This is a genomic window from Pseudoalteromonas sp. TAP-3C (assembly GCF_059888565.1).
On sequence record NZ_CM187618.1, the window covers coordinates 1961845 to 1973191 of the forward strand.

Genomic DNA, 11347 nt, shown 5'->3' on the forward strand with positions numbered 1-11347 from the left:
GATTGAACTTATGGATTTTTCTCAAAGTAGTGCTAAAAGTAATTGTGCTATTAGCTGTAATAATTGCAGTATTAGCCAGTTATGTTTGCCATTTTCTTTAAATGGTCAAGAAATGGATAAACTTGATGACATCATTGAGCGAAAAAAACCATTACACAAAGGTGATTACTTATTTGAATCGGGTGCCCCATTAAATTCAATTTATGCGGTCCGTTCAGGGTCGTTTAAATCATACACTTTATCTGAGCAAGGCGATGAACAAATTACCGGCTTTCATTTAGCTGGCGATCTTGTTGGCTTTGACGCTATTAATAAAATGCAACATCAAAGTTTTTCTCAAGCGCTAGAAACTTCCATGGTGTGTGAAATTCCCTTTGAAACCCTTGATGAACTCGCTGGTAAGTTACCTAAATTACGCCAGCAAATAATGCGCTTAATGAGTAGTGAAATAACCTACGACCAAGAAATGCTATTACTGCTCAATAAAAAATCAGCGCAAGAGCGATTAGCTAGCTTTATCTATAACTTGTCTGAGCGTTTTGGTGAACGTGGTTTTTCACGTAAGGAATTTCGCTTCACTATGACACGCGGAGAAATAGGCAACTACCTAGGTTTAACGGTTGAAACCATTAGTCGTTTATTAAGTCGTTTTCAAAAAGCCGACTTAATTAAAGTAGATGGTAAATTTATTACTATTTTAGATAATGACGCACTTGCTAAAACTGCTGCGATTGTAAAACCGCGTTAATAATAGCTTCTCATTTTAAAATTAATCCTACCCTGAATTGGAGCGTAATTATTGCAATTATGCTCTATCTCTACTAACACTATGAGTAGCGGTATTAATCCTTTATTTTTAAAAACTGATGATTAATTATTTTTCTAGCACAATCTTTTAATACAAAACGCAATACTTCAAATACCAAAACAGCTGTGTCCTATTTAACTTTTACATAGAAGGACAATCTTATGCCTAAACTTTTATTCGTATTTATTACCTTATCTTTTAGTATCCAAGTATCAAGCTCGATGATCCCAAATGATGGCGTTGATGATTCACAAGCATTAAAAGAATTAATATTAAATACTGCAGAAAATTTCGAGCTTAGGATAGATAAACCCGGAGTTTACGATATATGTTCAGCTATTATTGTTAGAAATCTTAATAACATTGCTATTACCGCTGATGCTGGCGTTGTATTAAAAAAATGTGACCAATTTGAAGGAGAGTATATTTTATCCTTTTATAATTCACGTTTCATAGAAATTAATGGTTTTATTTTTAAAGGGTTAACGACAGACAAAATTAATTATGCTTGGGGTGAGCAAGGTATCCTTTTTGCAGGCTCCGAAGATATTTCAATTAAACATAATCATTTTTATGATTTTGGCGATGCAGCCATAAGAGCAACATCTTCTCACTTATCATCTCGCGATACGCCAATTAATTCTTTCAGAATTGATATTCGTAATAATTACTTTGAAAATGTCACACAAGTAACAACTACTCACCCGTGGAATAATAACTATGGAGGTACGCATGATATTACCGTTGAAAATAATATTTTTGAGGGTTTAAAGGGATCTTTGAAGTTTGCCACGGTTAAACCTGTATCAAAGGTTCTAGTAAGATATAACACGTTCAAAAATACCAAAGGCACTGCAATAGAAATTACTTATTACTCTTACGTAAAAATTATTGCTAATACCTTTATAGACAATGAAAAGTTTATCCTCAATGCTTACCCAAATAAACCAAGAAGTGTGACGGAGCCTTTTAACTGGGGAAATATTTATTTTACTCACAACACTGTGCTACGTTCTAAGGGAGGCATTAGAATACAGTCAGATGTAGCCGACGAGCTCATAGATGATAAATACGTAAGAGGCATTTATATCAATAACAATCACTTTATTGACGTTGACATGACTGTTTACCCCGAAAAAAAATATTGGTATCTTATTAACTTATTCAGTAGAGGTGGAAAAAGCTATCTGTTTTCTACGATTAAAGATAACGTTTATAACTTACTACCTGAAGTGGGCTTTGTGAAAAAAACGAGTGGATTCACTGTAGAAGCCAACTCTTCAATAAAGCGTGAAAATAATTAAACTTGTGTAAAGCACTTAATACCTTCATCGTGTTTTATTATAAAGGGTGTTTAAATTAAAGAAATTTTATTTCTTGATATAGAACAATAATCTTAGTGCTACTCCTTTAACTGTTGTGTATTTGCGTTACACTCAGTGTATAACTATTAAGTGAATGGAGTAGCACAATGGAAACGATTAAACGTATTATCGCGGTTATTGACCCAACTAAAGATGATCAAAATGCCCTCGCACGTTCAATAGATTTAGCCAAAAAGTCAGGTGCAAGTATTACCGCATTTATGACGGTTTATGACTTTTCTTATGAGATGACAACCATGCTCTCAAAGGATGAACGTGAAGCAATGCGTAAAGCCGTCCTCAAAGATCGAGAGCTGTGGTTAAAAGATCTTGTTTCTCCTTATCAAAATATGAATATTGATACCCAAGTCATTTGGCACAATCGCCCTTACGAAGCGATTATTAATACCGTTATTAATGATAAATTTGATCTCGTTATAAAAGGTACTCATCAACATGGTACGCTTAAATCAGTTATTTTTACCCCAACCGACTGGCATTTAGTCAGAAAATGTCCAACACCGGTCTTGTTTGTAAAAGACATGACATGGCCTGCACACGGGAACATTCTAGCTGCCGTAAATGCGGTAAGTGAAAACGAGCAGCATCTTTCACTTAATAAACGCATTATAAAAGATGCACAATTTTTATGTGATTTAGCTGGCGCTAAACTTAATTTAGTTAACGCTTACCCAGCAACGCCCGTTAATATAGCTATAGAGATCCCAGAGTTTAATCCTGGACTGTATAACGAATCAGTTAAGAAGCACCACCACGAGGCGACGAATGAATTAGCCAATGAGTTTAACTTAACCTCTGAACAATGCTTTATTGAAGAAGGCTTACCAGAAGATGTAATCCCCGATGTCGCTAAACGTTTAAATAGTGAGTTAGTGGTTATTGGTACTGTTGGCCGCACCGGTTTAAGTGCTGCATTAGTAGGTAACACTGCGGAGCATGTTATAGACAGCCTCGATTGCGATGTACTGGCACTTAAGCCCGATGGCTATATAAGCCCACTGGCAGAAAGTTAACGTTTGCTATAGCTGTGTTATTACATATGGCATATAATGCGCCCCTTTATTTTTAGCAATTAATTTTGCCAAGCTGTTACATAGGGGGGCGTAATGTCTCATTCTGCTCAAGCCAAAGCACAACACAACTTAAATAAGCTTCAAAAGCGTTTACGTCGCCTCACTGGTCAAGCCGTCATGGACTTTAACATGATAGAAGAAGGTGACCGTATTATGGTGTGTTTATCGGGTGGCAAAGACAGCTACACTATGCTCGACATGCTGCAACACTTACAACGTGTTGCCCCTATTAAATTTGCGCTTTTTGCGGTTAATCTTGACCAAAAACAACCGGGCTTTCCTGAGCATGTACTGCCTGAGTATCTAGATAATTTAAATATTGAATACAAAATTGTAGAAGAAGACACTTACAGTATTGTTACCGATATCATTCCTGAGGGTAAAACAACTTGTTCACTTTGCTCTCGCTTGCGCCGAGGTATTTTATACCGTACCGCTAAAGAGCTAGGTGCCACTAAAATTGCGCTCGGCCATCACCGTGATGACATGATAGAAACCCTATTTTTAAATATGTTTTACGGCGGCAAACTAAAAAGTATGCCAGCTAAACTTATGAGCGATAACGGTGAACATATGGTTATTCGCCCATTGGCTTATTGTAAAGAAGCCGATATAAGCAAATATGCGTTTAGCCAAGGCTACCCTATTATTCCGTGTAATTTATGTGGCTCACAAGAAAACTTACAACGTAAGCACACTAAAAATATGCTAGAACAATGGAATAAAGACCACCCAGGGCGTATAGAAAGTATTTTTACCGCCATGCAAAATGTCGTGCCTTCGCATTTAGCTGATAATCAACTATTTGATTTTACTAATTTGCAAACGGGTGACGTGATTGACGGTGGCTATATCGCGCTAGATCAACCAGATATACACAAAGCACCCGCGACTGTTGAGCAGGACGAAACCGACTCAGCGGATGTTGTTACTATTAATCTAAGCTAATTTTTTATAGGTGTGTAGTAACCTACACACCCATGAATCCCTAAGGCCCTTGCTAACCTTTTGCTAATTCTTGTAAAAACTGCAAACTTTGCATCTCTTGTTTATTCGCCTGATAAGGCAGTTGCTGCAAGCTATCGTAAGCAAAATCATCAATAATAAACTCACTCTCTTCACTGTTGCCAAAGCTATTTAGCTCACTCGGGCTTGGCGACATACGTTCAATAACAAAATCGCTTAACCGTAGCTTAGCTGTATGCTTTGGCAAAACAGACCAATGGGCTTTAAAGTCAATTTGCTGACTGCCCTCACTTAAACGTGCTTTAGCCACCAAATGCGCCAATGGCGAGGTGCCACTGTATAAGTTAGCTCTTAAACGGTATAGCCCACTTTTCTCAACCGTTAAGTTAGCAGGCACTATCATGTTTTCATTAATTGGATAAGCATTTTCAAAGCTAGTAAGGGTGGCACTGGGTGGCATATATTGTATTTGTGCCACCACAGGAATCATTTTTCCGGCTATATCGGCCTCAACTAATAATTGTAAATTTCGTGGATAGTCTTTCTCAGCTTGAAAAGTCACTGCTAACTCATTATCACGGGCAACCCCGCTGTGTATTTTTAACGGCTGCTTGGTATCGGTATCACTGAGTGTCACTAGTGCTTTACCTAATTTTTGTGCGCTGACGGTCAATTTAATCGCTTGTGGATACACATAATGATATTGAGACAAGCTGACTGTTAACTCCCCTCCTTGCTCATGCTCATCAATCGGGCTGCTAACTGGGAAAAACTGGTTTGGCTTAAGCCGGTCTTCATCGTTGAGTGTTAAGGGCTGTGAATAAGGCGGAAATGCTAAACTCTGTTGATATTGCTGCGCCACCATAGATGCGGCTTTTGCTAAATCTTCATTAAACTCATGCGGCTCACTTGGCGGTGTTTTTGTTAGGGGTGGCTTAGCATCTGGCATCTTTGAGTTTACAGACGCAGTGGTAATCTCAGGCGTTTTTTTATTGTCTTTCGCTGTTATTTGCGCGCTAGAGTAACTGGCATTGCCTTGCCCTAAAAACCACACCAAGCTGGCAACAACAATCACTAAAGCGATCACGTAGGATTTTTTCATTGTTATTTATCCTATAAAAGCATGCGGCATAAAAGCCGCACGCAAAATCACATTTATGGGATCACATTATATATAAGTGCCGATGCACTGGTGTTATTAGAGTCTTTTACGTAACGGTATTGTTTTTTCCAAAACCAACTACCTGTGGTTTCATCCACGGTTTCAAACCCTAATGTATCCCCTGCTACATTAATATTATTCATGGCAACCGTTACATTACCTTGGCGCTGCGCTTGTTGAATTTCGTTATGACTGTAACTGTTAGTCATCATTAAAGGATAATGATATGGCATAAAGCTATTCACTGCATTACCTTGCGATTTTAAATGCCCGTTAGTGTCAATATTGGCGCTACAGCTACCAAATGAGTTCACCGAGCTTGCACCACAAGATGAATGAGTAGCAACGACTGAGTCATCGTTACCGCGTAAAAAACCAGCCGTTAAACCTAAGTAAGCGTTACCATCAGCAACAAAACGTAAACGTGGCGTTCGCGTATCAGGTAACGGTGCAATTTTGCGTGCGTTATTAACTTTTAAATCATGTAATACGCCCACCGCTTCATTTACTTCACTGCCAAGCCACCACCTAAGCGCAGCATCTACTGCAAAGTTCCACGATGCACCTGTTAATGTACTTACGGCTAAATCAGCTAATTCACTGCCTCCACCTGCACCGGCTAAATCAAAAGTGGCAACAATATTAAGTGGTTTTAAGCCCGCGTTTTCAAGCCAGTTCTCTTGATTATCTATAATATATCGGGCAATTAAATCACCGGTTGAATGGGTAACAAATACACAGCCCAGCTCACATAAATTTGAACGCGATAGCTGCTGTAATTTTGGCCACACCCAATCGGTAGTGATTTTTCCTTCGACTCGCTCATAGGCAGGCCAATCAATACGCTCATCTGCGCGATTTACCCAATAAGACTGCCAATAGCTTTGGCCATCATTTACCACATCACTGGCTGCTTTATTAGTAAGCTGTGATACCTGTAAGCCATGAATTAAAATCACTTTATACTCTTTACTAACGGCAGAAAAACTAACTAACAAACTAATAAATGCCATAAATAAATACGGTCGTTTAAATAGGTGTGTACTTTTCATATTAATCCTTAATGAGGTTACTAAGATGCACGAGCCCTTTGGCCAACTGGCTACTCATATTGCGATAGCACAAACCAGTATTGTTAATAATTTCAAAAAGCGCAATATTTTGCCATTACATAAGCATATTGGGCAATAAAAGCTTGCAAAAATACGACGAAACAACTAAATAAAATTAGGCTTATATCAAGCAGTTTAAAAGTTGATAAATAATATTAACAATCATTACAATCTATATAGCCACATAGCAGTAATTGTCTTTGCATGATTAATACAAAAATCTTATTGCTTAAAAATTTAGTCCGGAAACTTTTTAGCCAATTATCACAATACGCTACCTTTTGTTAACTTAATCGGGTAGATTATTTGTAAACATATATGTAAACCAAGGAAGCCTTATGTTAAGAAAAACAATTTACTGTAGTCTTTTATTAACCGCTATTTCAGCACCCAGCTTTGCAACTAGTCTTAGCACCCAAGTTGAGCAAGCAACTAACAGCGTAAGTAAAAAAGTCATTACATGGCGTCGTCATTTACATCAATATCCGGAGCTCAGTAACCGTGAGTTTGAAACCGCCAAATACATTACTGAGCACTTAAAATCACTGGGCCTTGAAGTACAAACAGGCGTTGCTCACACTGGTGTTGTGGCTAAATTAAGCGGCGGTAAAAAAGGCCCTTTAATCGCATTGCGTGCCGATATGGATGCCTTACCTGTAACAGAGCAAGTTGACTTGCCTTTTGCTTCTAAACAAACTTCAACCTATCGTGGTGAAAAGGTAGGAGTGATGCATGCCTGCGGCCATGATAATCATGTTGCTATTTTAATGGCCACAGCAGAGTCGCTGGTAAAAATAAAAGATCAATTAGCAGGCGAGGTGCTGTTTATATTTCAGCCAGCTGAAGAAGGTGCGCCTGAAGGAGAAGAAGGCGGTGCTGAGCTAATGCTAAAAGAAGGGCTATTTAAGAAAAAGCCTGAGGCTATTTTTGGCTTACACGTTACTAACTCATTAAACACAGGGCAAATTGGCTTTCGAGATGGGCCGTTAATGGCAAGCTCAGACTCGTTTACAATTAACGTAACAGGCCGTCAAACCCATGGTTCGCGCCCTTGGAACGGGGTTGATCCTATTGTTGCTTCATCACAAATCATAATGGCAACTCAAACTATCGCCTCTCGCCAAGTTGATGTAACCAAAGCGCCTTCTGTTATTTCTTTTGGGGCGATTAATGGCGGTGTACGTTCAAATATTATTCCTGACAGTGTTGAGTTAATTGGTACTATTCGCACCTTTGATCAAACAATGCGTGCAGATATAAAAGAACGCTTGGCGAAAACCGCTGAATTAGTCGCAGAATCTGCCGGAGCAAAAGCCGATGTGCATATAAACCACGGCTACCCTGTAACCGTGAATGATATTGCACTAACACAAAAAATGACCCCAACGCTTGCGCGTGTCGCAGGGAATGAAAATATTATTACTACCCCGCTGATAACTGGTGCTGAAGACTTTAGTTATTATGCACTTGAAACCCCTGGGCTATTTTTCTTTTTAGGCGTAACACCGCAAGGTCAAGATCCAAAAACGACCGCAAGTAATCATTCACCTCAATTTTTTGCTGACGAAAAAGCATTGCAACTCGGTGTCAATGCGATGACCCAGTTAGTTGTAGATTATTTTGCAATGAAAAAATAACCAGCACACTAGGGTCTGTTTACCTTTCAAGGTTAAATTTGCAGCAGCCTGTTTGGTGTTTAGGCAAGGCAGAGCCTATGTGGTGTGGTTATTCCCCATAAATAGGCGATAACGCAGCATCAATGCTAAACAGGCGCTGCCCGAAGGGTTCTGCCTAGGGGCGATTAACTCTTTGTTGCTCGGTTTTTACTTAGCCCACTAGGTTACAAACCTCGCGCCGCGATTAAATCGCCCCTAGTTTGAACGAATTTTAATCCGCAAAGGTAAACAGACCCTAGCGTATATGCAAAATCATAATCGGTTGGCATAAAATAAATATACCCACACTCTGTGGGTATACTTAAAAGTATTGATAAAACTAAGCGAATTTATTTTATCGCTTAGCAAGTAGCTGCGATAAGTAATCTGGTTTTCCTTCAATGCGCTCAAGATGAGGGTATTTAAGGCCATCATGATAATCAATCTGGATTTCACTGTACTGATCAAAGTTTTTCACCAATAGCTTAATTGGCGCTGTTGAGCCTTTAGCATCCGTCACTGCATCTTTAAGTGCATCACCACTGTACTGCGTATTATTAACGGCAGCAATTTACATACTAGGCACAAGACCCGCATTAAATGCGTTAAAACAATCACTATCTATCATGGCAATTTTTAATGTGGTTGGTATCGAAAAGCCAAAATCAAAGGCACAGGCATAAAACTGTCAAAGAACACTATTGTTTGTTACCAAAGTTAAGCCAGGATGTGCTAAACGGTTATTAACACTGTACCAATTCTATTAGCAAAACCACCCACTTTTACACTACTTATTGTTGAATTAGTGGACTCAACTGATGCCATAATAATTGAATGACAATTCATAGCCCTGCCTTGTTCAAAAACGTATTTAGTACCTAAATCAGTAAGATGTTTACTAAGATAACAGGCTAAAGCACCACAAGAACTCCCTGTGGCTGACTCTTCAGACATACCAAACAAGGGAGCAAAATTACGGCAGCTTGCTGTACGTTTGCTTTGTAATTCACAAAGCTCAAAAACATGAAAACCAACAAGGTTATGCTGCTTGCAAAAGTCAGCAATACGTTGATCGTTTGGCTCTATTGTATCTAAATAGCCACGAGGAACCGGGATAATCACATCAGCGAGCCCTGTGGAAATAGCTTCAATCGGTAAGTGTGTGCTTTCAAGTATATTACTTTCAATACCAATAACATGGGAAATTTCTTGATATGAAAAGCCAGCTAAAGACAACGCCCGCAGGGTTACCACCTTTGCCATTAACTGTAAACGCGCTTACCAAAACAACTTCAATATCCACCTGTACCCTACTCCCGCTATAACGAGCCTAAAGGTTGCTCGTTTATATTTTTTTGATGTCTCAACCTTAGCCGAGTTGCTATTTTGATTCAATGGTTTAGCTATTATGTCAGGATCATCAGGTTTTATTCTTTATCCATGAAAGACCTCAACCTTAGCTTTATCAACGAGACTGCGATGTATAAACTTTAAAAATGGAGTTCCCTAGTTTAGCGATCGCCTCATTGCGTTCATTCATTGATACCTCAGTTTGCGCTATGTAGATGCTAATTATGATCGGTGATTGATGTTCATTCCACACTACAGCTGTAATGCTTCGAGCACCAAAGCCACCTGCCCCTGAACGATCGGCTATGTTCCAATTTTGGTTCAATTTTATTGTGGGATTTTCAGGCAAGTAAATGCAAATTCAGCTCCTATTCGTTGTACCAACTATGTGCCATAATGACACATAATTTGTAGGCGCATAAAAATTATACTACAATCCGTTTGTGCTACTTTGACACTGAATGGAGATTATTATGACTACTGCATTACCTCGAATTACAGCGCGTGTAGATATTGATACACAAGAACTACTATCACAAGCTGCCGCTATTGCTGGTATGCCTAGTATTAATTCATTTGTGCTTAGTGCTGCGGTAGAAAAAGCAAAAACCATTATGGAACGTGAGCGTGCCCTACAATTAAGTGAGCAAGATACTATGACTTTAATGGCTGCGTTAGACCAACCAGCCAAAGCAAATAGTAAATTACAAAAAGCCGCTGCACGCTATATAGATAAGGCTCAATAATGGATACTGTCCAATTAGATAAAGCTAAACATAACCGAAACCGTTTTGACTGCGGTATTATCGCACTCAACAATTACTTAAAAGTTATGGCTAGCCAACAAGCTAAGAAAGACAATACGCGTACATTTGTTCTTGAAGATAAACAATGCCCTGAACACATTATTGGTTTTTATACATTAACAATGACACCAATTAATATTCAGGATTTACCCGTTAAACTACAAAAAAAGCATCACAGTGTAACTTCGGGTGGTTTAATTGCACGTTTAGCGGTTGATCATAGATATAAAGGCCAAGGTTTCGGTGAATGGCTGTTAGTTAATGCACTTAAAAAACTATTAATAGCAAGTGAAACAATAGCCTTTCCTATCGTCGTCGTTGACGCAAAAGACGGTGCTGAGAATTTCTATGAAAAATACGGCTTCACCCCATTCAAAGACGCAGATAACAAATTATTTATCACCATGGCAGACATCAGAGCGAGTATTGGTGAGTTGGTTTATTGATGTCGACAGTTTAAAAAGCAGCCAAAAAGAACATTAGTACTTATCGACGGAGTTAAGGTTCATCGTATTATACTAAGATATCAACCTTTCCATTTACCTCTTTACTGTCAAGATCTTTAAAATTATTTAAAACCCCAGCTAAAAAGTCAGTATTTTCACCAATACTTTTTTTAAATTCTATGGATTTTTCGACTTGCCCAATTAAATCCACTCTAATTTTACCTACTTGCTCTGGATCATTATTATATTGTTGAAGAACATTTAGTGGTATGAATGGAACCACATCAAGTAAAGCACTTTCCCCTGATTTAATTAATGAATTAATCTCATCGATTGATATGTTTCTCATATCAATCTTTGTAGGTTGTAAATCATTTTGCTTTATACTTTTTTCTACGGACTGATGTTCTGTCGGCATTTTATTGCCGTTAGTTGCTGTCGTAATGGAATCGTTATACCTTACATTTGAAACATTCATATTTAAATTCCTCGTGCCGTAAGAGATATTTAATATTACTGCAAAAAAGGTACCACACAAGTGGTTGTACTAATGACTATTTCACAATTTCACGCGCTAAAGCACG

The 11347-nt window shown here is 38.5% G+C and carries 12 protein-coding genes and 1 pseudogene; 7 read left to right on the top strand and 6 right to left on the bottom strand.

Going from position 1 to position 11347, the window contains the following annotated elements:
* Nucleotides 1-10 precede the first annotated feature (10 nt).
* From AC6H44_RS09185 to ttcA, 4 genes are all read left to right on the top strand, one after another.
* Entirely contained in the window at nt 11-748 is a 738-nt protein-coding gene (locus tag AC6H44_RS09185) for an FNR family transcription factor (protein WP_500735178.1), read from the top strand.
* 221 nt (nt 749-969) lie between these two features.
* Nucleotides 970-2112, top strand: a complete 1143-nt coding sequence (locus AC6H44_RS09190) for a right-handed parallel beta-helix repeat-containing protein (protein WP_500735179.1) — start codon at nt 970-972, stop codon at nt 2110-2112.
* A 167-nt stretch (nt 2113-2279) separates the two neighbouring features.
* Complete coding sequence (uspE, locus tag AC6H44_RS09195) at nt 2280-3206, top strand: universal stress protein UspE (protein ID WP_500735180.1); 927 nt, start codon at nt 2280-2282, stop codon at nt 3204-3206.
* Between the two features lie 93 nt (nt 3207-3299).
* Nucleotides 3300-4214: a tRNA 2-thiocytidine(32) synthetase TtcA gene (gene ttcA / locus AC6H44_RS09200; protein WP_500735181.1), complete on the top strand. Its 915-nt coding sequence runs from the start codon at nt 3300-3302 to the stop codon at nt 4212-4214.
* A 52-nt stretch (nt 4215-4266) separates the two neighbouring features.
* Here the strand turns inward: ttcA and AC6H44_RS09205 are convergent, their stop codons facing one another.
* Both AC6H44_RS09205 and AC6H44_RS09210 read right to left on the bottom strand, forming a co-directional pair.
* Nucleotides 4267-5334, bottom strand: coding sequence for a hypothetical protein (locus AC6H44_RS09205; protein WP_500735182.1), 1068 nt, complete (start codon nt 5332-5334; stop codon nt 4267-4269).
* Nucleotides 5335-5387: 53 nt separating this feature from the next.
* The gene (locus tag AC6H44_RS09210) at nt 5388-6446 is read right to left on the bottom strand and encodes a hypothetical protein (protein WP_500735183.1); all 1059 of its coding nucleotides are present in this window, start codon (nt 6444-6446) and stop codon (nt 5388-5390) included.
* A gap of 398 nt (nt 6447-6844) precedes the next feature.
* Between AC6H44_RS09210 and AC6H44_RS09215 the strand changes: the two genes are divergently transcribed.
* On the top strand, nt 6845-8143 hold the full coding sequence (locus AC6H44_RS09215) for an amidohydrolase (protein WP_500735184.1): 1299 nt from the start codon (nt 6845-6847) through the stop codon (nt 8141-8143).
* Between the two features lie 373 nt (nt 8144-8516).
* Here AC6H44_RS09215 and AC6H44_RS09220 read toward each other — a convergent pair whose 3' ends face one another.
* The 3 genes and pseudogenes from AC6H44_RS09220 to AC6H44_RS09230 all read right to left on the bottom strand — a co-directional run.
* Nucleotides 8517-8681, bottom strand: coding sequence for a hypothetical protein (locus AC6H44_RS09220; RefSeq protein ID WP_500735185.1), 165 nt, complete (start codon nt 8679-8681; stop codon nt 8517-8519).
* Between the two features lie 212 nt (nt 8682-8893).
* Nucleotides 8894-9424, bottom strand: a complete 531-nt coding sequence (locus tag AC6H44_RS09225) for a PhzF family phenazine biosynthesis protein (protein WP_500735186.1) — start codon at nt 9422-9424, stop codon at nt 8894-8896.
* A 202-nt stretch (nt 9425-9626) separates the two neighbouring features.
* Nucleotides 9627-9836: pseudogene (locus AC6H44_RS09230) on the bottom strand (class A beta-lactamase); the annotation flags it as partial.
* A gap of 148 nt (nt 9837-9984) precedes the next feature.
* Here AC6H44_RS09230 and AC6H44_RS09235 point away from each other — a divergent pair.
* Both AC6H44_RS09235 and AC6H44_RS09240 read left to right on the top strand, forming a co-directional pair.
* Nucleotides 9985-10257 carry a type II toxin-antitoxin system TacA family antitoxin gene (locus AC6H44_RS09235; RefSeq protein ID WP_500735187.1) on the top strand — a complete coding sequence of 91 codons (273 nt, stop codon included), beginning with the start codon at nt 9985-9987 and terminating at the stop codon, nt 10255-10257.
* Nucleotides 10254-10763: a GNAT family N-acetyltransferase gene (locus AC6H44_RS09240; protein ID WP_500738414.1), complete on the top strand. Its 510-nt coding sequence runs from the start codon at nt 10254-10256 to the stop codon at nt 10761-10763. The genes AC6H44_RS09235 and AC6H44_RS09240 overlap by 4 nt, the downstream gene beginning before the upstream one ends.
* Nucleotides 10764-10830: 67 nt before the next feature.
* Here AC6H44_RS09240 and AC6H44_RS09245 read toward each other — a convergent pair whose 3' ends face one another.
* On the bottom strand, nt 10831-11241 hold the full coding sequence (locus AC6H44_RS09245; protein WP_500735188.1) for a hypothetical protein: 411 nt from the start codon (nt 11239-11241) through the stop codon (nt 10831-10833).
* Between the last annotated feature and the right edge of the window lie 106 nt (nt 11242-11347).